Origin of the sequence: Mycolicibacterium aromaticivorans JS19b1 = JCM 16368 (assembly GCF_000559085.1) — a bacterium.
In the GTDB taxonomy this organism is placed as follows: Bacteria; Actinomycetota; Actinomycetes; order Mycobacteriales; family Mycobacteriaceae; genus Mycobacterium; species Mycobacterium aromaticivorans.
Map to the genome: position 1 here is coordinate 2,198,089 of NZ_JALN02000001.1, position 19,842 is coordinate 2,217,930.

Genomic DNA, 19,842 nt, shown 5'->3' on the forward strand with positions numbered 1-19,842 from the left:
CGCCTCGACGGTGGCGAAACCACCGTCACCGGTTAGACCTTCGTGTTCAGCGCACGGTTGATGATGTTGGTCAACGCGCCGACGATCGAGTCGCCGGTGACCACGCTGTAGAGGATCGCGCCGAATGCCGCGGCGGCAATCGTGCCGATCGCGTTTATCTGGACACTTCCAGGGCAGATGTGCCCGATGTCACACGCCGATCCCGCGGTGCTCGGTCAGTCGCTCATCGCCGCTTCTACGAGGAGAGCGAACCCGAAGTAGAGATGGCTGAGTCCGGTGATGGCGAGCAGCACCGCGTACTTGTAGTAGTGCTCGTTGGCCTCTTCCTCCATGAGTGCGGCGAGGTTTTCCCTTTCGCCAGAGAAGTGGATGACATCTCCGTATTGGAAGGTGAGGATCAGTTCTTCGGGTTTGATGTTGTTGTAGCTGTAGGGGAAGTCCGATGGGCCGTCCCTGGGTGCGGCTTTACGGCAGACGATGGTTTCCAGGAGCTGGTTCATCAGCTTCCCGCGTGCCGAAACCCATTGCTGAAGAGTGGCGTTGGCGCTTTTGCGTTCGGAAGCGGGGATGTCTTTGAGGGCCTGGAACAGTCTGCCTTTCACCTTGTCGAACGGTGCGTCTTCGTTGCCGCTGTGGAGCTGCCGGAAGGCCAGAGCGGCGGCGGAGAATGCCTCGTCGCTGGGGTAGTCGAGTTCGACGGTGGATACGTCGCCGTGGTCGAAGAGTCGCAGGCGGCTATCGGCATTGATCGCGGAGTAGGCGGCGAGGCGGCGGCACACTTTGACGAAGCGGCTACCGATCAGGCGGTCCTCGTCGGAAAGTGTGGGCAGACGTGGAAATTTGGTGGGGTCGGGGAGGTCGAAAGCGTAGGCAAGTTTCTCCCAGCGATGTCGGAATCCCTTAGTGCCTGCTTGGCTGGCGTGCTCGATCAGGGGAGGTTCGAACGCGAGTGGGTAGGGGTGGATGGTGTCCTGGTAGGGCGTCATCGTGATCGACGTCGTGCCAAGAAGCGGATTGAGCTTCTTGTCCACGATCTTGGCCATCGAGACGAAGTCGAACCACTCGACGGTCACGATCTCGGCGGCTTCCAGGTCTTCCCTGCTGGTCATCTCGGCGCGGTCTCCTTAGCGGCAGTTTCTCGGGGTCACTGGTTGGTCCAATTCTGTGAGCAGGTCGATGATGCGCTCCCGAATTCGTTGGTGTCGCTCGACTTCTCGGGTCCGGCCGCGCTCTTTGGCGTCGGCAATCAGTTCTTCCTCCACGACAACGCGGTCCCGCAGCCTGTCGGCGTACGCAGGGGTCGTGACGAACTTCGAGCACGACAGATAGAGGTCACACTCACAGGGTCCTTCCTGGGGAAGTCTCAGGCATCTGCCGAGTTCCAGTTCGGTTTTGAGGAAGTTGGTTTTCAGCCAGTTGACGGCGTCGTCACCGAGCTGTCCGTTACGGATGGCCTCTGCTTGCGGTCCGGCAAGGACTGCGCCAGGAGTCAGGATCGAAGCGTAGTCCGCCAGGACGGTCGGATCGGTCATGTTGACGTAGGTCATCGACATGCCGGCGCTTTGGTGACCGAGCACTTTCATGATGGTTTGCAGCCGGGCGCCTTTCTCTCCCAGTTCGGTTCCGAGGGTGTGCCGAAAGCGGTGTGGGTTGACCCTTCCGCTGCCGTCGGGCCCGATCAGACCCGCTGCAGCAGAGGCGATCGTCAGGCCACCGACAAACAGATAGTCGCTGCTGGCCAGTCGGCCATGCTGGAGAAACAGATAGCGGACCGGATGTCCCAGGTCGGCGTCGTAGATCGCGCGGTCCGGTTGGCCCTTGCGGATCGCCAGGACGGTGTGGATCGCGTCGGCCGCTTCCTCGTGCAGGGGCACCATCCGTTCTTTGCCGGACTTTCCGGCCGCGAGGCGAAGGCGTGCAGTGCCGTCCGGGTAGCTGCTGAGGCAGTCCAGGTGCAGCTTGCGGATCTCGCCACGGCGCGCCCCACTCCAGCGGGCGACCAGCAGGGCGCAGCGCTGCAGAGGGCATTCGAGGTTTCTGATCGCTTCCAGGAGCGGCTCCAGGACATCGGCCGGGATGGCCCGGGGAACGCGAATGATCATCCTTGGAACATCGCTTGGCCCTATCGGGGATCGGACGGGCACTCCTTCCCATTCCGCTTCTGCAGCTCTGCGGAAAAACATCGAGACCTGGTGAATGATCAGGCGCTGGTAACTGATGCTGAGCGGATTGTGCGGTGCCGCGAGCTTGCGTTGCGACCTGAGCCAGGTCATGAACTCGATCATGTCGTCGCGAGTGAGTTCTTCGAGGCTCACCAGATTCGGGCGCTTCTGTTCGATCCAGTCAGAAAGTCTTCGCAGTGCAGCGCGGGTTTGGTCGACGGAATTGGGACGGTCGAGCAGCTTCCGCTCGGCGACGTATCTCTCCAGCACCGGTCGGATGGTCTCGAGGTTGCTCACCGGGCGAATCGGTTTAAACCGGTTCCGCATCGGCATCTCGTCCACGATTCCAGCGTGGTAGAGCGCGATGCCGGTTTGGAATGTGTACGAGTTCCACACCCTGGGAGCAGTTTTCAACGTCTTGGCCGGCAGGACGGTATCGATCTCTGGGATCTCGGCGACGTTGTGGATGACGGTCCGCATCGACTCGATGTCGTCGATGGTGATCTGGTTGATGTCGCTAATGCCCTTGTGCAACAGCAGGCGTGGGATAGCCCAGTGGATACGTTGGCGGTTGTCGGCGTCGCAGTGCCCGAGATCAACCTGCCGCCGAAGCAGCGCGTCGACCTCGCTGGTGAGCGGCAGCCCCATCGTGTCGGCGACGACCCACGGCTTGAGTATTCCGATGCCCAGCAGCCATCCCCAGTCGAGTTGGATGCGGCCAGTCAGCCCGAGATAGACAAGGTAGGGGCGGGCTTGGTGGTTGATCCAGCCAGCGGTGTGGTCGAAATCGTCGTCGGGGGTCTTGCGGCGAGACTGCACTTCGCCGTTGCGCCATCCGACTCGCTCTCGCAGCGGCCGTTCGAACCACGACCGCAGATCGGGATAGGTGTCGACGAACCGGGTTCGATAGTTCCACAGGTATCGTTGCCATTCGTCGGTTCCGCCGGTTGCTGCGATGTATCGACGGTATTCTCGCTCTGGCACATGGGAATTGAGCTTTCCGCGACGAACCGGCGGGTTGCCTGATGATGACGACGATCGTGCCGACGACCGTGTCACTGCGCCGCTCCGCCCAGAAGGGCTTGCTGGTAGTCCTGGAGCACTTCATGATCGCTCACTCGGGTGTAGACCCGTGTGGATTCCGGGCTCGCGTGCCCAAGTCGGGTCGACAACGTCAACTCGCGCATCCCGAGTTCGGTCATTCGGGTGGCGTGGGTGTGCCGCAGGCTATGCGGTGTCAACCACGGCGTCCGCACTCCCGCCCGATCAGCCGCTCTGGTGAACATGCGGAAAAGGCCGTTGTAACTCAACGGTTCATGCCGGCGAGAGCCCTTGCCGCCGACCAAGAAGATGTATTCGCAGTCAACGTCCTGCGGGCGTTCCAGCATCACGTACCTATTGAGGGCCGGCAGTCCTCTGTCCTCGTACAGGTCGACCATGCGGTCTCGACGCGACTTCTGCCGCACTCCTTTCGGGTGGGTATTGCGCGTTCTCACCGCGATCCGGCGTCGCCCATACTGCACATCTTCGAACTGCAGCCCCAACACTTCACCCGGTCGCAGGCCGCCCTCCCACATCAACTCCATCAGGGCTTGATCACGCAACCGAGGCATCACCTCCAACAGTCGCAGGTAGACATCGTCGGGAATCGGGCGCGGCAGCGGATCAACGGTTTTCAAGCGAAGCACTCGCCTGATCGGACGCTGCTTAGCACTGGTCAACAGTGGTGGTCGATACCGCGCAGGGACCCGGGCGGCGGCAGTATCCAGCCGCTTGGCCAGCGGGTTCTCCGCAGCGTCGTAGCGGCCCGCTGTAATGAGGAACTCGTAGAACGTCGAAACGCCGGCCAACACACGATTGCAGGTTCTCGCCGACAACACCCGCCCACCTGATTCCGCGACGACGCCCACGCCAAGCCGCTGCACCCTGCGTTTCGACGATTGCGTTCGCAGCCAATGCAAAAAATCGACCGACAACGGTGCGCTGAACTCGCGAACCGAAAGGTTCCGCGTCTCAAGGAAGCGCAGCAGCTTCAACGAATCGTAGGCATAGGCCCGAACTGTGTTGGGCGACAGCAGCCTCACCGTCAGGAAATCGAGGAACGCTTCAACGTCGGGATCAACTTGTCCATCAGTCCGCACCAGGACGTACGGCGACTTCCCATCCAGCGGTTCTTCCACATTCACCACACGCATAGCGCGGAACTAAACCACGGCAACACCCCCTCGCACCTGCTGCAACGCCCACAGTGTCCAGATAACTTCGTACTCCACCGTCGACATCCCGGCATCGTCGACCGCCGCCATCATCATCCGCACCTTCAATCTTCGAAACACATTGTTGCTCAATTGTTTTCCTCCCTTGCTCTCTTTACAGAATTCCCGACGCGAACACGTCACCGGCCAATCCGGCCACCACCGGCACAATGCCCAGGCACACGAAAGCCGGAAGAAAACACAGCCCCAGCGGTCCGGCGATCAGCACCGAGGCTCGCTCGGCGGCCGCCGCCGCAGTATGGCCGGCACTCTGCCGCGACTGCTCGGCTAGTTCGGCCACCCCCTGTGCCAGTGCGCTTCCCGACGACGCCGACCGGCGTGCCAGTCTGGTCAGGGCATCGCTGTCCTCGCCGGGCTGCGGGCACCAAGCCGTGTCGGCGTCGGCGCCCAGCGCCAACAGGTCCGCGGCGCGCCGCAAGACCGCACCGAGCCGATCCGGTGCCGAGGGTGCCGTCGCCGCGGCCGCAGCGGACACCGACATTCCGCCCGCCAGGCATACCGCGAACACGTCGAGCGCCGACGCGGTCGCCAGCGGGTCTGGACGCGCATCTTCGCAGCGGACAGCTGTAGAAGTACTGGGGGCGAGCCCTATTCGGCGACGCAGCACCAGCGGGCCTGGCGCCAGAAGCACCGCGGCGGCTAACAACACTGCGGCCGTGGTCACGTCAGCAGCCGATCGGTGATGCGATCAGCCCACGCGAGCCCCGCGCAGACCAGCGCCACACCCACGGTCAACAGCCAGCCGCCCGCAGCGCCGCCGAGGAGAAATCCGATCGGATGTGCACCGATCAGCTCACCGAGCAGGATCCCGAGCAGCGGTAGTCCGGCCAGGATCACCGCGGTCGCGCGCGCCCCGGCCAGGCCGGCGTCGACCCGCGCGGTGAACCGTTGCCGCTCGACGATGTCGCGGTGGGCGGTTCGGATCAGCGCCGCCATCGCCAATCCGTGATCGGCCGCCAGTTGCCAGCACACCGCGAGCCGCTCCCATTGCGCGGGAACCGAAGTCGCCTCAGCGAGCGCCCGCAGTCCTGTTCCGACGTCAGCGCCCAATCCGGCGCGGGCCGCGACCGACCGCAGCGCGGTGCCGATGGCGCCGCCGGACTCTGCGGCAGCGACGGCGAAGGCGCGCACCGGATGCGCACCCACTCGCAACTCGCCGGCCAGCGTCTCCAGCGCCGCCGCCAATGTACGGCCGGCCTCGCTGCGGTCCCGCCGCCACAGTCGACGGCGCCGCCGGTGGATCAGCGTGACACCCAGCATCACCGAAGCCAGCAGCGCGGCCGGCGGCAGCGCCATGGCGATGACCGCGAGAGACGCCACCAGCGCGGGCACCCGCGCACCGGCCCGCAGCGGCCCCAGTCCCAGCCGCGTCCGCGGCGGTGGCGGTGCCGCCAGCACTGCCAGCCCCAGAAGCACAGCAGCGACGGGTATTCCGGTCATGGCCGTCGCCGCTCGTCGATCAGTATCTGAAGTTGTTGCCGACCGTTCTGCCAGCCCCGGTCGGCGTGCCACGCCGTGATCGCATGCACGCCGCCACTGTCCGCGCGGCACATCACTGCGATCTCGGTGAGCCGGCGTGTGCCGTCGCGACGGCGGCCCACATGCACCACCGCCTGGACCAGTTATCAGGGGATACGCTCATTCATACGATCTACAATACGTGTCTACCTGCGTATTTATCTACCGACACATGTATCCTCTTAGGTGTGGATAGCCAGAAAAATTTCGAGTTTGGACGGCGTGGCGCGACGGTAAATGTGGGATACCGGGGTAAAAATTCACCCCATGGAACTACACGACAATCCCCAGCTTTTGGTGGAGACGTTCGTCGAGCAGCATGGCCTCGTCTTAGGGGAAACGCATGGCGATCTCTGTGCGCGGTTGGCGGAGGTCCCGGACCGGTTCGTGGATCAGGGCGACGACCCTCGGGGTATCACGGTGTCGTGCACATTGCTGGAGACGTTGCTGTTCTCAAGGTGGCGGCGACAGACCGAGGATTCAACGTTAAAAGCCATCAAGGGCAACGGGTTCGGGATCGTCTTGGTCGACGGGAAGGGAACCCGAATTGGGGTGCGAAAGCACCCCCGCAACTGGGACGGCAGCCTGCTCGAACCGGTGCCGTATGTGCCAGGCGGGGCTCAGCTGAGCCTCGAGGAGGAGTTGGGGCATCCGATCGGCGGCGAGGATGGCATTCCGGAGCCGCCGGGTTATCGGCAATACGTGTTGTGGTGGCCGGGCAGTCTGGGCCTGGGCGGTGCGGTGCTGGCTGCGGGTGTGCTCACCGACAAGGTGCAGGTTCTTTACGCCAGAACACCGTTGCCGGCACCGATCATGGAGCAGCGCTCCAAGACGATCTCCATGAGGGATGCACTGGAGAAGGGCGCTGGGCAGGGAACTTCTGGAAAGCGGCGCCGGGACGAGGATTTCGCCGGTATCGACGGAGTCGCCGAGGACACGCAGGAGGAAGCACCACCGGAATCGTCGTAGCCCTCATGCACAGTGTTGGGTGCATGAGAGGTCCCCAACCAGGTGATGTTGAATCGAGCGCACGATGATTGAGGTTTTTGGTGCACGGGTCCGGCAGGCCCGTCTTCTGCGACGAATGACAGCAACTTCTGTGGTGGGCCTCGCGGGTTGGAGCAACGCCCGCCAGACGAAGATCGAAAAATCGCCGACTATCTTGTTGTCTTTTCATGAGGTGGAGCGTTTGGCTGAGCTGTTCCGGTTCCCTGCACGGTTTTTCAGTTCAGAGCCGCAGTCTCGGGTATCGGCGGGCGAGTTGCTGTTCCGGGCGCCGAAGTCGATGACGGTCGGTGAGCAAGACTTCTTGGCGACGTTCGCCTCCCTGGCCGGCGATTTTCTGGGCGGTCTGGATGAGATGTCGAAACTGCCGCCGGTGAAGATCCCCTCGGTGAGCGACGAGGGCCCGCGCCGTCCGAGCCTGGTTCAGGCCGCGGGGCGGCTGCGTGAGGCGATGGGTCTGGAACCCGATGAGCCGCTGGACGATTTGATGTACGAAGCAGAACGGCTGGGCGCCCCGGTAATTGTGCGGCGCCGGGCTCCCGGCGAATGGGAGAGCGAGTTCGCGGCCACGCCAGGGCGGGCGCGTGACGAGAGGCACCTGGGCTATTCGAGTTGGGTGGGGCGGCACCGGGATCGCCCGCTGGTGGTGCTGCGTGAAACAGAGTCGTGGGAACGGACCCGCTTCACCGTGGCCCACGAGTTGGGGCATCTGGTATTGCACAGTCGCGCATACTGTTCGGTCAACTCCAGTGAAGAGCTGGAAGCCAACCGGTTCGCCACCGAGTTGTTGGCGCCGGTCGCGGCGATTGCGCCGGAACTGCCGCGGGTGATGTCGCTGTTGAACCTCAAACCGCTCAAGGACAAGTGGGGATTGTCGCTGGGTTCGCTGATCATGCATATGCGGGACTCCGGTTTGATCGATGCGAAGCGTGCGAAAATGCTGACCACACAACTGCATTCGCGGATAAACCCTGAGACGGGTCATACCTGGGGCATGACGGAGCCGGGGTGGAATGAACGAGATCCCGAACGGCCCCGGCTGCTGCGCAAATGGGTGGAACGCTGCTACGGCGGCGCGTCTGTGCCGATGCTGGCCGCTCGCGAGTCGCTGATCTTCCCACCTGATCTGCTCGATTGGTTTCTGGCGACTCAACGACCTTCTCCTGGGACCGATCGGCACCCGGTGGCCGCCAGCGCCGGCTCCAGCGGCGCGGTCAGTGCGGCGCCTGAGTCCATGCCGCAGGTGGTCCGGCTCGACGACTTCCGCCGGGGTAAGACCCCGTGAACGCCAAGGGAGGATGCTGAGGGTGGCGCGGGTGCAGCGGTTGTGCTTTGCGGACCGGCCAGACACCTACAGGGTGGTCGGCGGCGACCAGCTGCCTGTTGCTCCTGCTCGGGAGTATCTGCAGTTCCTCGCCGACCGGGGCGCATCTCCGAATACCGTGCGGGCCTACGCCTACGGGTTGGCGGCGTGGTGGTCGGTGCTCGAACACACCAACACCGCCTGGGATGACTTTCCTACCAGCCTGTTCGGGCAGTTCCTGTCGTATCTTCGCACCGGCGATCTCCCGGGCACTGCCCGCATCGGCGACCCGGAGCCGGGGATGGCCGAGTCGTCGCTGCAGCCGCGGGGCGCTGCGGTGTTGTCGATGTACCGCTACTTCGCCGACGCCCACGATTTGGACCGCCCGTATCGTCGCCTGTTTTCCTCCCATGCCCGGACCTCGCGTTCCCGCTACGCCCCCACTCTGAGCGGCATCGGGCCACAACGTGACCGTGACGTGCCGCTGCACCGCCGTCGGGCACCCAGTCGCACCGAGACCCCGGTGCTGCTGCCGGTTCAGGTCAACGCCATCCTGGACGGCTGCAGTGTGCAGTCAGCATCCGGTGAGTGGACGGGCAGCGCGGCAGGCTTGCGCGACCGCTTGTTCTTCGCCGTGCTGGCCGAGACCGGCATGCGGATGGGCGAAGCGTTATCGCTGCGCCACAACGATTTCCATATCAGCGGCGGCGGCACTCCGTCGATTGCGGTAGCTGGCCGTGATGACCATCCCCACGGCGTGCGCGCCAAATCCGGTGCGCGGCGCATCTACATCGGCGATGACCTGGTCGCTCTCTACAGCGAGTACGTGTGGCAGCTGGTCGGGTGGGGCGCCGATATCGCGGTCGACGACCTGGCGACGCACTTCGTGTTTGTGAACCTGGCCCGCGGCCAACGGTATGCACCGCTGCGCCCGGAAACCATCTACGACAAGGTCGAAACCATCAGAACAGCCCGCGCTGATGTGCTGCCGCAGAACTGGACTCCGCACTGGCTGCGTCACACCCATGCCACCGCCCTTCTGTTATCCGGCGTGCGTGAGCACGTGGTGATGCGCCGCCTGGGCCACGCCGACGTGCAGACCACGCTGTCGATCTACGGCTGGGTGACCGCCGACGCCGAGATGCGTTCGGTCGCTGAGTGGAAGAACTACGTCGCCGGCTGGAAAGTGAGCCATGACCCGACCTCATGACAGCCGCACCGTGGCTGCGGACTCAGCGGCGGCCACCGCGTGGACTCGGCAATGGCAGCAGGTGCCCGAACAGTGGCAAACCTTGCGTTACCGCATCGACACCACGCCCGCCGACACGGTGTTTCTGCGCAACCAGCGCTACCTGAACAGCCCACAGGGACACGACTTCACTCCTACCGAAGTGCCACAACGGTTCTGCCAGGAGATGGCGTGGTGGGTGTGGCTGTGCGGCCAGGAAGGCTTCCGCAAAATCGAACCGTCGCTTCTGAAGTGGACCGGCCGCGCCCTCACCGACGCGGCCGCCGAATATCACCAGCGTCATCGCCGCGCCCCGGCGAGCATCGCCGACCTGGCGGCCGAGGACATCGTGCGCCACGCCGTGCTGCGGTTCGAGCGCCGTAACACTCGCCTGCCCTCACCGGGGGCACGACGCCAGGTCACCAGCTTCATCGAGCATCTGCATCTTCATGTGTCGGTGCGCTGCACCGACACACCGTGGTGGGCCCACGACATCTGGGATCTGCGGGCCGACCCCCGAATTCCCCAACGCGAACACGAACCCAGCCACGACAGAGTCGTCAAGCTATCGGCGATCCAACCGCTCTGGCTACGCGAGGGTGTGCGGTTCTGGTTGCGCACCTCCTTGACCGGAGAACTGTTGCGATGGTCATCGGTCGCCGAGCGGGCCCGCGATATGGCCAGGCACCTGGGTCCGTTCCTGGCCGCCCGCCACATCACCGACCCGCTGCTCACCGAGGACCGCGCCGCGCTGCGGCTGCTGTTCACGGAGTTCTCCGACTACCTGAAATCCCCAGCCGCAGCGGTCAAACCAGACAGGCCGCTGTCGCCGTCCGCGGTGGACACGACCCAGTCCCAGACCCAGGTGTTCTACGCATTCATGGTCGATCACGCCGAGGAGGCCGCCGCAGCGACCGGTGATGCACGGTGGGCGCAGATTACCGACACCTACACCCGGCTGTGGGGTGCGGCGTTTCGGACCCGACGCGCCAACCGGTACCGGGAGCTGACCTGGTTCTCCACCTCGGAACTGCAGCAGATGCTGTGTTACGTCGATGTACTAGCCGCCGACCGAGGCATGCCAGTGGCCATCACCCACCCCGATGCGACCATCTCCGTGGTCGCCGGCCTCGGCGACCCCCAGGCCGCGCGGGTGTGGCTGCTGCAAGCACTGACCGGGCGGCGAGCCTCGGAGATCCTGATGCTCGACTTCGACCCACTGTCATCAATCCCGGGCCAGGAACGGCCCACCGACTCCGACGATCCCGACGCGTTCGTCGCCAAACTGCGCTACCAGCAGACCAAAGTCGACGGAGTGTTGCCCACCATCCTGGTCGAGCAGGCCGTGGTCAACGTGATCAGTGAACAGCAAGCCTGGATTCGCCGACGCTACCCCGATCTGAGCCCGAAGTATCTGTTCCTCGGACTGCGCCACCAGCATCAGGGGCAGCGGCCCCGCACCTACCAGTCCTACGGCGTGACACTGAACAAACTCGACAATATTCACGGCCTGACCGATTCAGCCGGGCGCCCACTGCGGTTCAGCCAAACCCACCGGCTCCGCCACACCCGCGCCACCGAGCTACTCAACGACGGCGTGCCGATCCACGTCGTGCAGCGCTACCTCGGACACGCTTCCCCGGAAATGACACTGCGCTACGCTGCGACGCTGGCTGCCAAAGCGGAATCAGAGTTCCTGCGACACAAAAAGATCGGCGCCCACGGCACCGATGTCGCGATCAGCCCCTCCGACATCTACGATATGACCCAACTCGCAGCGCGCACCGACCGGATCCTGCCCAACGGTGTGTGTCTGCTGCCGCCGCTGAAGACCTGCGACAAGGGCAACGCATGTCTGTCATGTGGACATTTCGCCACCGACACCACCCATCTCGACGAACTTGTTGATCAACGCGCCAAGACCGTGGCGCTGATCGACGTGCGCCGCGAACAGTATCGACGACGCAGCGGCCGCGAGCTGACCGATGACAACGTGTGGATCCACGAACGTCGCCGCGAGATCGCGTCCCTGGACGCCATTATCGAACGCCTCCACACCGAGACCGGCGTCGCCAAACAAGGCAGCAGTGTTGGCGGGGCCGGAACCAGCAACCGGCTACCCCTGTTGCAGATCAAAACCCGCGGTAGCCACGAATCTGCCCTGCGCAAAGCTGACCCCGGCAGCACCGGATGAGACAACGCCCTCCGCCGCCGTCGGACAACGCCCGCCGGGCCCTGGCGAAGTACCGCGAATCCGTGTCCAAGGACAAGCGCCGCGACATCGAGCAGGCCATCAAACACCTGCGCAAGGTCAACGCTCCCATCAACATCTCGACCGTCGCCGCCCGCGCCGGCGTGCAACGCAAGACCGTCTACAAACACGATGACCTCGTGGCCGTCATCGACGCTCACCGCCACCACCGTTCATCCGCCGACAACGCCTCCACGACACGTGAGACCAGCATCATGGCTGCACTGCGCACCCAGTTGGCGGCCAAAGACACCGAAATCCGGACACTGAGAACCAAGCTCGCCGAACAGGAAACGACGATCGCGCTGCTCTACGGACAACTCGACACCCACACCACCTGACGGACATTATCGTCGCCTCCAGTACTGACCGTCCTTGATCTCCTCGCCGTCGTATGGCGGGCGCATTCCCCCGACATCGGCTGTCGGGCTTGATGTTGACGGATGACCCACTCGCTTCGACTACGCAACGAACAGCGCATCCGAACAGCCAGATCGCGGATCCTGGCGGCCGAATTCCCGACCGCAGCGCGGAATCCAACATGGGAATGCCCTCCGGTTCTCCGTATCCAAACGCTGCGCCTTCCTCGAATCGCTGTCCCGGCCAGTGAGTTGTCGCCGCACAGATGCCGAGAACGCAACCAGCGCCAGGGCATCGACGCCTTGGCCTGCCTAGATACCCAGCGGCACGATGTCGGTATGCGATATCGCCGATCGATATTTTCTTGATTCTGCACTAGCATTGCGCTTCGTGGCTTCTACCGGAAGTTCCCGGCCCAGTCGACTGACCCCGTCGGTTAGCTTGGGCGCACTACCGGATGCGTTGGCATCTGAAGGCGCAGGCCCTACGGTTCCGTCTCGGCCAACAGGCAGGACCACATTCGGTCTGCCGGCTCCTATCCCCACGCTTGCGCCTGCCGCCGTCGCAGCCGAACTGCGCCTTTGCGCCTTGGCTCAACGCAGCAGGGCGCAACAGCGTGCCGGTGCCCGTCGTGTCGCAACGGCAGCCTGTCGAAAGACCTGACCCAGAACCCCGTTAGGTGAGAAATGTTCAACGATTTCGAGCTCGCCGAAGTGTTGTGGGACATGGCTGAGCCGTGCCTGACAAACGCCGACCGATCCGCCATGTGCGTCGCCCTGCATGCTTCGGAGTCCTTCCTGGTGATCGTCACCGCCGTGCGCGCACTCAACCAACGGCAGCAGCGCCTTCCTCGCAATGTCTTTGTCGAGTTTCAGAATTGGTTGGGCGCGTTGCCCGCGCTGAATGCCGACGATCCGTGGTTTCCGACCTGGCTGGAACTTCACCTCCTCGCATCGGGGATGCAACCGTCAGACGAAGACACCGATATCACCGCCTACGTATACGGTGACGCGACACTGTGTTACTTCATTCTGGACGAGGCCGGGGTCGCCGACGCGCCGTATGACCGTCAAACCGACGCGCTACGACGATGGCTGGCGGTGAACCGACCCAGTCCGGCGTTGCGCGCCGACCTGAACGCGAATGGCTTTGGACATCTCCTCTGAGGACAATCCCAATACCTACCTCCGCTGCCAGCTCAGCCGTGCGGCATCGAATGTCCCGGTACCGATGGCGGGGGTTGGCCCGGCGCCACGACGCGAAACTGTCCCATCATTCCGGTGTCCTCGTGGAAGAGCAGATGGCAGTGGTACATGAACGGATTGACCGAATCGCCGTAGCCGTTGAAGCGGACCGCCACGCGGACCGTGGTCTGCGGGTAGATGAACACGGTGTCCTTCCAGCCTGCCAGCTCGGGCGGTGGGGCCTGACCGGCGATGTCGAGGACACGGAACTGGGCGTTGTGCACATGGAAGTTGTGCGGCCAGACACGGTCGCGGCCGACCACCTCCCAGATCTCCGTACTGCCCTCTGGCACGTCGAAGTCGATGCGGTTCATGTCCATGAGCTGGTCGTTGATCTTGAAGTTGTTCTTGCCGTTGGCGTCGGTGCCGCGTTGCAGCCGGAACTCCCGCCGTGTGGCGTCGGCGGGTACAGCTGCAGCGGGCAGCGTGGCCAGCACGGCCGGCAGCGGCGCTGCATCGCGCAGTTGCGGGTCGGGTCGCAGTTCGAGAACGTCAAATGAATCGGTGTACCCGAAGCGCTCCCGAAATGTCTCGTCGGGCCACTTGTCAATTGGGAAGGCGTGCAGCAGGATCGGTTCCCCGGGGTTGAGCTGCACGACGATCTCGGCCCGTTCGGCCGGGCTCAACTGGATGCGGGTCAGCGAGACCGGCTTCTCCAACAACCCGCCGTCGCTGGCGATCATCGCGAACGGGCGGTCGTCGCTGAAGCCGAGGTTGTAGACGCGCCCCACCGATGCGTTGAGCAGGCGCATCCGCAGCTGCCGGGTGCTCGCGTCGAAGTACGCCCCTGCCAACCCGTTGGTGGCGATGGTGTCGCCGAGCAACCCGATGTCGTCGGGGTCGGATTCGTCGAGCGCACCGTCCGGGGTGAATTTGTAGTCGGCGATGATCACTGGAATGTCATCCACCCCATAGGTGTTCGGAAGTCCCTGCGGCTCCTGGTCGTCGTCGATGAGGAACATGCCGGTCAGGCCGCGGTACACATGTCGCAGCGTGGCGCCGTGCGGGTGCGGGTGATACCACAATGAGGCCGCCGGCTGATCTATCGTCCAGGTCGGCCGCCACTGGGCGCCGGGCTCGATCGGCTGGTGCGGCCCCCCATCGAAGCGGGCAGGTAGGTGCATGCCGTGCCAGTGACTGGTGGTGGTCTCGGGAAGTTGGTTGTCCACCGTGACTGCGACGGTCTCTCCGCGTCGAGCGCGCAGTGTGGGGCCGAGCATCGACCCGTTGTATCCCCAGGTGGGCGTGCGTGTTCCGGCGACAATCTCGGTCTGACCCGGTGCCGCCCGCAACGAGAAATGCCGCGCCCCGCCCTCCACGGTGGATGGTGCAAGCTGCGGGATGGGCAACCGACGATCGAATGGGCGAGCGGGGATCCTCGACGTCGGCGTGGTAGACGCCGGAGGTGATTCGCCGGTGCCGCACGCTGCCACCAGTAGTCCCGTCGCGCCGATGCCCACCAGGAACGTCCGGCGGTCGATTCCAGGCATCGGATCACACCTCTCTGTGATGGGCGGTGGCAAGGACCGGCAGCAGGTGCCGGACCCGGGTGTTGATCTCGGTGGCGGTCCTTTGGAAGGCCGGGTAGCTGCCCTCGTCGGTGTCGGCCGCCGTGGCCGGGTCGGGGATGCTCCAGTGAACGCACCGTGGGTCGTGCTCGAACTCGGGACACGCTTCCTTGGCTTTGTCGCACAGGGTGATGACATGGTCGAATCGGCGACCGGCGAGGGTGTCGAGGTGGCGGGGCTGCTGGGTGGAGATATCGATACCGAAGTCGTCGTGCAGTACCCGCACCGTGTTGGGGTGCATGATGGGTTTCGGTCGGCTGCCCGCGCTGACTGCCTCGACCCGGCCGGCGGTGTGATGGAGCAGCAGCGCCTCGGCGATGGCCGAGCGTGCGCTGTTGCCCGTACACACGAACAGCACCGTCGCCCGTGCGGCCAGATCGGATACCGGTGGTGCGGGGTGCATGCGCAGCGCTGGGTGCAGCGCGGCGCCGGCGCCGGCCAGGCTTTCGGCGCAACGGTCCAGATCCAGGTGGTAGTAGCTGTCGCGGCCGTCGAAGCTGCTGCGTGTGGCCGTGACCAGCTCGCCGTCGCGCAGCAGCCGCAGGTGATAGGAGATCAGGTTTTGTGGCACCCCAACCCGCGTCACCAACTCGCGAACCCGGTAGTCGCTGTCGGCTAGTTCGCCCAGGAGACGCCAACGCACCGGGTGCGCGGCCAGGCCCACGAAGTCTGGGACGGCTTGACTCGGCGGCAGCACACACCCGAGGGTACATCAAACTGAATTGATTGATGTACGGTGATCCGCGAGACCGATTGCCGTGGTGGACCACAGGTGCGGAAATACGTATCAATTTCCGATATCGATCCCCGTAATTCGCCGGGCTGTCAGTCCATGGACGCGTCGCCTGGATAGATTCACTTGGAAGGGTGGGCCGTAGAACTTGACTGAGCCGAATGCAAGCAACCCGGGGGTCAGCGCGAACGCTGATTCTTCGGCGTCGAGTCGCCTTCGTCGCTTGGCGATGAGAACGATGCGGTGGCGAACGCTGGTGATCATCGTGGGCGCGGTCGCGGCAGTGGTCGTCCTCGTGGTCGCGGCATCGTTCGCATATCCGTATGTGCGGGGTACGGAGTACGTGAACGAGGGTGTCGCTCTTGAGCATCCCCTCGCCATTCCGCCGCTGCTGGAGCCCGCGATCGTCAACGGGGAGAAGGTGTTCTCGCTCACCGCGAAGAGTGGTCGAACGGAGCTGATGCCGGGCGCTGCCTCCGAAACGGCCGGCTACAACGGAACCCTGCTCGGTCCCACAATCCGCGCGCACCGGGGAGAACGTGTCCGCGTCGAGGTGAACAACGAACTGGGCGAAACGACGACCGTGCACTGGCACGGCATGCATCTGCCCGCCATCATGGACGGCGGCCCGCATCAGCCCATTCCTCCGGGTAACACCTGGTCACCGCACTGGACGGTCAACAATGCCGCGGCCACGCTGTGGTATCACCCGCATACGATGGGCAAGACCGCCGAGCAGGTCTACTCCGGACTTGCCGGCATGTTCATCGTCGACGACGAGAACAGCGATGCGCTCGGCTTGCCGAACATCTATGGTGTGGACGACATTCCGCTGATCGTGCAGGATCGAAACTTCGACGACACCGGGAACCTCACCTATGTCCGGGACAAGGCGCAAGACAACTTCGGCGCGATGGGCGACACCATCCTGGTCAACGGCACCCACGGGCCCTATCTCGACGTGCCCAAGCAGCTGATCCGGCTGCGCGTGCTCAACGCCTCCAACGCCCGACGCTATGACTTCGGGTTCTCCGACGGCCGGCCGTTCCGGCAGATCGCGACCGACGGCGGACTACTCGAAGCACCGGTGGAGCGCACCCGGATGCTTCTTAGCCCCGGCGAGCGCGCCGAGATCATCGTCGACATGAGCCAAACGGATCAGCCGGTGACCCTGATGAGTCATGAAATCCAAGGCGCGGCCCCAATGATGCATCTCATGCGGACCCTCAGCGTTGGCGATAATGACGAGTACCAGATCTTCAAAATCCTCGAACTTCGCCCGCAAGGCACCGCGGCGACGCCAGGTGAGCTTCCTGCACGGCTCAACACCATCGCACCACTACGGGCCGAGGATGCCGCCCGGACTCGTCTCTTTGCGATGACCGACCGGATGAGCATCAACGCCAAGCCGATGGACCACGCCCGCATCGACGAGGTGGTGACGAAGGATGACATCGAGATCTGGGAGATCGACAACCGCGAGGCGCTCTTCTATCACCCGTTCCACATTCACGACGTGCAGTTTCAGATCCTCGACCGCGACGGCCGGCCGCCTTCCGACTACGAGCGCGGCTGGAAGGACACCGTCGTCGTCAACCCGCTGGAAAAGGTACGCGTGATCGCCCGATTCTCCGACTACGCCGACCCGCACACGCCCTACATGTACCACTGTCACATCCTCGAGCACGAAGACATGGGCATGATGGGCCAGTTCGTGGTCGTCGAACATCCGTCGGACGAGACAAGCGTCGTCTCGCCGCTCGACGGCACGACCGGGACGGATCATGGCCACGGCCACTAGATCCGGACAAGGATGCCGCGACACGACGCAGGCATACAGATATCGTTCACCGATATCGGGGACCGCAGCATTTATGGGCGTACACCAGGGAGTAGCAACATGAGTCGTCCGCCTGACACCAGTGGTGTAGCCGATGAGCTGCGACGTCGGCTAGGACTGTTCGACGCGGTGGTGATCGGGCTCGGGTCGATGATCGGCGCCGGGATCTTCGCGGCCCTGGCCCCGGCCGCACACGCGGCCGGCTCCGGGCTGCTGCTGGGATTGGCGGTGGCCGCAGTGGTGGCCTACTGCAACGCGATCTCCTCGGCGCGGCTGGCCGCCCTCTACCCGGCCTCGGGCGGCACCTATGTGTATGGCCGGATGCGGCTGGGTGACTTCTGGGGTTATCTGGCGGGCTGGGGGTTTGTGGTCGGCAAGACCGCATCGTGTGCGGCGATGGCGCTGACCATCGGGTTCTATGCGTGGCCGGCGCACGCCCATGCAGTGGCCGTCGCGGCGGTGGTTGCGCTGACCGCAGTGAACTACGCCGGGATACAGAAGTCGGCCTGGCTCACCCGCGCGATCGTCGCCGTCGTATTGGCGGTACTGACCGCCGTCGTTGTTGCCGCCTTCACCTCCGGGACCGCGGTCGCGGAGCGACTCGACATCGGTGCGGACGCATCGATCGGCGGGGTACTGCAGGCGGCGGGCCTGCTGTTCTTCGCGTTCGCCGGATACGCCCGCATCGCCACGATGGGTGAGGAAGTCCGCGACCCGACCCGCACCATCCCGCGTGCCATCCCACTAGCACTCGCCATCACGCTGGCCGTATACGCCATCGTGGCCGTCGCCGCGATCACCGTACTCGGACCGCAGCGGCTCGCGCAGGCCACGGCACCCTTGTCCGAGGCCGTGCAGGTCGCCGGCGTGCACTGGCTGGAGCCGGTGGTACGAGTAGGTGCCGCGGTCGCCGCGCTGGGCGCGCTGCTGGCACTCATTCTCGGGGTTTCCCGCACCACCCTGGCCATGGCCCGCGACCACCACCTACCGCACGCCCTGGCCGCCGTTCACCCAAAGTTCAAGGTGCCCCATCGCGCCGAACTCGCGGTCGGAGCGGTAGTGGCGGTGCTCGCGGCAACAGCGGATGTCCGTGGCGCGATCGGCTTTTCGTCCTTCGGCGTCCTGGTCTACTACACGATCGCTAACGCCTCGGCCTTCACCCTCGGCCCAGGCGAGGGCCGCCCGCCGCGCCTGATCCCGGTGGTGGGGGCGATTGGATGTGTGGTCCTGGCATTCGCGCTGCCGCTGTCCTCGGTGATCTCCGGAGCCGCGGTGCTCGGCATCGGGATCGCGGCCTACGGGGTGCGCCGCGTCATCACCCGCCGAACACGACAGGCCGGATCTGGCGATTCGCAACAACGCGCTCATCCACCAGAGTCTGGCTGAAAGGATCTGGAAGGAAGGACCATTCATGGTCCATAACGTGCAGTGGCTCACCCGACTGACCATCACTGACGCGTCCCCAGCGGTGCTGCTCATCCGCCTCTATGTCGGGCTGGTATTCGCTTCCGAGGGAACCCTGAAATTCCTGCGGCCCGACGAAGTCGGGATTGACCGCTTCGACAAGGCTGGCATTCCCGAACCCGCGTTCTTCGCCCAGCTCGACGGGGTGTTCGAGATCGCCTGCGGTGTACTCATTTTGGCCAGGCCTGCTGACCCGGCTGGCCGCCGTACCCATGATCATCAACATGCTCGGAGCACTGCTGATCACCAAGCTGCCCATCCTGTGGGGCGGCGCCCCGCTGTTTCATGCAGAAAGCGGTTGGTGGGACTTCATCCACGAATCCCGCGCCGACTTGGCCCAACTGTGCGGCAGCGTGTTCCTATTCGTCGTCGGCGCCGGTAGTTATTCGCTCGATGCCCGACTGGCCCGCACAAGCCTCAAACCGACCGCCGGCACCGGGTCCGCGCCCAACTGAACGACTACACGCCCTTGTCGCCGAGGACTTCCCGAGCTAGCTCTTCTAGGGCCTTGCGGTCCTCGCGCAGCGCGCGCCTCCCAGCCTGCGTCACCCGATAGACCCGTCGGGTCCGGCCGTCGACGATCCGCTGTTTGGAGCTGAGCAGCCCGTCGGCCTCCATCCGATGCAACGTCGGATACAGCGTGCCCGGGCTGATGTCGTAGCCGTGACGGGCAAGCTCCTCGGTGATCCACGCACCGTGAACCCCATGCTCAGCAGCATGATGCAAAATGTGCAACCGAACTGCGCCACGCTGGAACTCACGCATCTATCAACCTCGCTCCCGAAGTGACGAAACCGATATCGGCATGCGAAATCTTATCTCACGAAAAGCGCCCGATCATCGCGAACGCCCGGCCGGGCATCTACCGCGGTTTCCCGCGCAGCCCCGCA

The 19,842-nt window shown here is 64.3% G+C and carries 19 protein-coding genes and 1 pseudogene; 10 read left to right on the top strand and 10 right to left on the bottom strand.

Annotated features, from left to right (window positions below; all coding sequences use genetic code 11):
- Nucleotides 1-32 precede the first annotated feature (32 nt).
- The 7 genes from Y900_RS30855 to Y900_RS10715 form a co-directional block, all read right to left on the bottom strand.
- Nucleotides 33-188, bottom strand: coding sequence for a DUF4244 domain-containing protein (locus Y900_RS30855; protein ID WP_081845295.1), 156 nt, complete (start codon nt 186-188; stop codon nt 33-35).
- Between the two features lie 27 nt (nt 189-215).
- The gene (locus Y900_RS10695; protein ID WP_237752539.1) at nt 216-1,109 is read right to left on the bottom strand and encodes a hypothetical protein; all 894 of its coding nucleotides are present in this window, start codon (nt 1,107-1,109) and stop codon (nt 216-218) included.
- Between the two features lie 15 nt (nt 1,110-1,124).
- Nucleotides 1,125-2,810: a tyrosine-type recombinase/integrase gene (locus tag Y900_RS31655; protein WP_131536135.1), complete on the bottom strand. Its 1,686-nt coding sequence runs from the start codon at nt 2,808-2,810 to the stop codon at nt 1,125-1,127.
- Between the two features lie 407 nt (nt 2,811-3,217).
- A complete protein-coding gene (locus Y900_RS10705; RefSeq protein ID WP_036346416.1) occupies nt 3,218-4,348 on the bottom strand; it encodes a tyrosine-type recombinase/integrase in 1,131 nt (376 codons plus the stop codon).
- 18 nt (nt 4,349-4,366) lie between these two features.
- Entirely contained in the window at nt 4,367-4,510 is a 144-nt protein-coding gene (locus Y900_RS32355) for a hypothetical protein (RefSeq protein WP_157838244.1), read from the bottom strand.
- Nucleotides 4,511-4,532: 22 nt separating this feature from the next.
- Nucleotides 4,533-5,102: a type II secretion system F family protein gene (locus Y900_RS10710; protein ID WP_192827497.1), complete on the bottom strand. Its 570-nt coding sequence runs from the start codon at nt 5,100-5,102 to the stop codon at nt 4,533-4,535.
- Nucleotides 5,099-5,878 carry a type II secretion system F family protein gene (locus Y900_RS10715; RefSeq protein WP_036341819.1) on the bottom strand — a complete coding sequence of 260 codons (780 nt, stop codon included), beginning with the start codon at nt 5,876-5,878 and terminating at the stop codon, nt 5,099-5,101. The genes Y900_RS10710 and Y900_RS10715 overlap by 4 nt, the downstream gene beginning before the upstream one ends.
- Before the next feature lie 345 nt (nt 5,879-6,223).
- Between Y900_RS10715 and Y900_RS10720 the strand changes: the two genes are divergently transcribed.
- The 6 genes from Y900_RS10720 to Y900_RS10745 all read left to right on the top strand — a co-directional run bounded on the left by Y900_RS10720 (nt 6,224) and on the right by Y900_RS10745 (nt 13,269).
- Nucleotides 6,224-6,925 carry a hypothetical protein gene (locus Y900_RS10720; protein WP_131536137.1) on the top strand — a complete coding sequence of 234 codons (702 nt, stop codon included), beginning with the start codon at nt 6,224-6,226 and terminating at the stop codon, nt 6,923-6,925.
- A gap of 211 nt (nt 6,926-7,136) precedes the next feature.
- Complete coding sequence (locus Y900_RS10725; protein WP_420329807.1) at nt 7,137-8,246, top strand: ImmA/IrrE family metallo-endopeptidase; 1,110 nt, start codon at nt 7,137-7,139, stop codon at nt 8,244-8,246.
- Between the two features lie 22 nt (nt 8,247-8,268).
- On the top strand, nt 8,269-9,474 hold the full coding sequence (locus Y900_RS10730) for a tyrosine-type recombinase/integrase (RefSeq protein ID WP_036346421.1): 1,206 nt from the start codon (nt 8,269-8,271) through the stop codon (nt 9,472-9,474).
- Nucleotides 9,458-11,686 (top strand): tyrosine-type recombinase/integrase, encoded by a 2,229-nt coding sequence (locus tag Y900_RS10735; protein ID WP_036341822.1) that lies wholly within the window; start codon nt 9,458-9,460, stop codon nt 11,684-11,686. The genes Y900_RS10730 and Y900_RS10735 overlap by 17 nt, the downstream gene beginning before the upstream one ends.
- Complete coding sequence (locus Y900_RS10740) at nt 11,683-12,084, top strand: DUF6262 family protein (protein WP_036341823.1); 402 nt, start codon at nt 11,683-11,685, stop codon at nt 12,082-12,084. The genes Y900_RS10735 and Y900_RS10740 overlap by 4 nt, the downstream gene beginning before the upstream one ends.
- A gap of 705 nt (nt 12,085-12,789) precedes the next feature.
- Complete coding sequence (locus Y900_RS10745) at nt 12,790-13,269, top strand: hypothetical protein (protein WP_036346424.1); 480 nt, start codon at nt 12,790-12,792, stop codon at nt 13,267-13,269.
- Between the two features lie 32 nt (nt 13,270-13,301).
- On the opposite strand, the gene Y900_RS10750 is transcribed toward Y900_RS10745, so the two are convergent.
- The gene (locus Y900_RS10750) at nt 13,302-14,837 is read right to left on the bottom strand and encodes a multicopper oxidase family protein (protein WP_036341824.1); all 1,536 of its coding nucleotides are present in this window, start codon (nt 14,835-14,837) and stop codon (nt 13,302-13,304) included.
- A gap of 4 nt (nt 14,838-14,841) precedes the next feature.
- On the bottom strand, nt 14,842-15,612 hold the full coding sequence (locus Y900_RS10755; RefSeq protein ID WP_036341825.1) for an arsenate reductase/protein-tyrosine-phosphatase family protein: 771 nt from the start codon (nt 15,610-15,612) through the stop codon (nt 14,842-14,844).
- A gap of 274 nt (nt 15,613-15,886) precedes the next feature.
- On the opposite strand from Y900_RS10755, the gene Y900_RS10760 reads away from it, so the two are divergent.
- The 4 genes and pseudogenes from Y900_RS10760 (at nt 15,887) to Y900_RS33725 (ending at nt 19,407) form a co-directional block, all read left to right on the top strand.
- Nucleotides 15,887-17,449 (top strand): multicopper oxidase family protein, encoded by a 1,563-nt coding sequence (locus tag Y900_RS10760; RefSeq protein WP_036341826.1) that lies wholly within the window; start codon nt 15,887-15,889, stop codon nt 17,447-17,449.
- Nucleotides 17,450-17,548: 99 nt separating this feature from the next.
- On the top strand, nt 17,549-18,874 hold the full coding sequence (locus Y900_RS10765; RefSeq protein WP_036341827.1) for an APC family permease: 1,326 nt from the start codon (nt 17,549-17,551) through the stop codon (nt 18,872-18,874).
- A gap of 25 nt (nt 18,875-18,899) precedes the next feature.
- Nucleotides 18,900-19,070 (top strand): annotated as a pseudogene (locus Y900_RS33720) (hypothetical protein); the annotation flags it as partial.
- A 106-nt stretch (nt 19,071-19,176) separates the two neighbouring features.
- Entirely contained in the window at nt 19,177-19,407 is a 231-nt protein-coding gene (locus Y900_RS33725; RefSeq protein ID WP_237752724.1) for a hypothetical protein, read from the top strand.
- Between the two features lie 4 nt (nt 19,408-19,411).
- Here Y900_RS33725 and Y900_RS10775 read toward each other — a convergent pair whose 3' ends face one another.
- On the bottom strand, nt 19,412-19,717 hold the full coding sequence (locus Y900_RS10775) for an Rv3488 family transcriptional regulator (protein WP_036341828.1): 306 nt from the start codon (nt 19,715-19,717) through the stop codon (nt 19,412-19,414).
- Between the last annotated feature and the right edge of the window lie 125 nt (nt 19,718-19,842).

What these genes read in the sequence shown, in the direction of transcription:
- Y900_RS10760 (WP_036341826.1), top strand. Translation starts at nt 15,887, where the DNA reads ATGCGGTGGCGAACGCTGGTGATCATCGTGGGCGCGGTCGCGGCAGTG.
- Y900_RS10720 (WP_131536137.1), top strand. Translation starts at nt 6,224, where the DNA reads ATGGAACTACACGACAATCCCCAGCTTTTGGTGGAGACGTTCGTCGAG.
- Y900_RS10745 (WP_036346424.1), top strand. Translation starts at nt 12,790, where the DNA reads ATGTTCAACGATTTCGAGCTCGCCGAAGTGTTGTGGGACATGGCTGAG.
- Y900_RS10740 (WP_036341823.1), top strand. Translation starts at nt 11,683, where the DNA reads ATGAGACAACGCCCTCCGCCGCCGTCGGACAACGCCCGCCGGGCCCTG.
- Y900_RS10715 (WP_036341819.1), bottom strand. Translation starts at nt 5,878, where the DNA reads ATGACCGGAATACCCGTCGCTGCTGTGCTTCTGGGGCTGGCAGTGCTG.
- Y900_RS33725 (WP_237752724.1), top strand. Translation starts at nt 19,177, where the DNA reads ATGCTCGGAGCACTGCTGATCACCAAGCTGCCCATCCTGTGGGGCGGC.
- Y900_RS31655 (WP_131536135.1), bottom strand. Translation starts at nt 2,810, where the DNA reads ATGGGGCTGCCGCTCACCAGCGAGGTCGACGCGCTGCTTCGGCGGCAG.
- Y900_RS10775 (WP_036341828.1), bottom strand. Translation starts at nt 19,717, where the DNA reads ATGCGTGAGTTCCAGCGTGGCGCAGTTCGGTTGCACATTTTGCATCAT.
- Y900_RS10765 (WP_036341827.1), top strand. Translation starts at nt 17,549, where the DNA reads ATGAGTCGTCCGCCTGACACCAGTGGTGTAGCCGATGAGCTGCGACGT.
- Y900_RS10750 (WP_036341824.1), bottom strand. Translation starts at nt 14,837, where the DNA reads ATGCCTGGAATCGACCGCCGGACGTTCCTGGTGGGCATCGGCGCGACG.
- Y900_RS10695 (WP_237752539.1), bottom strand. Translation starts at nt 1,109, where the DNA reads ATGACCAGCAGGGAAGACCTGGAAGCCGCCGAGATCGTGACCGTCGAG.
- Y900_RS10735 (WP_036341822.1), top strand. Translation starts at nt 9,458, where the DNA reads ATGACCCGACCTCATGACAGCCGCACCGTGGCTGCGGACTCAGCGGCG.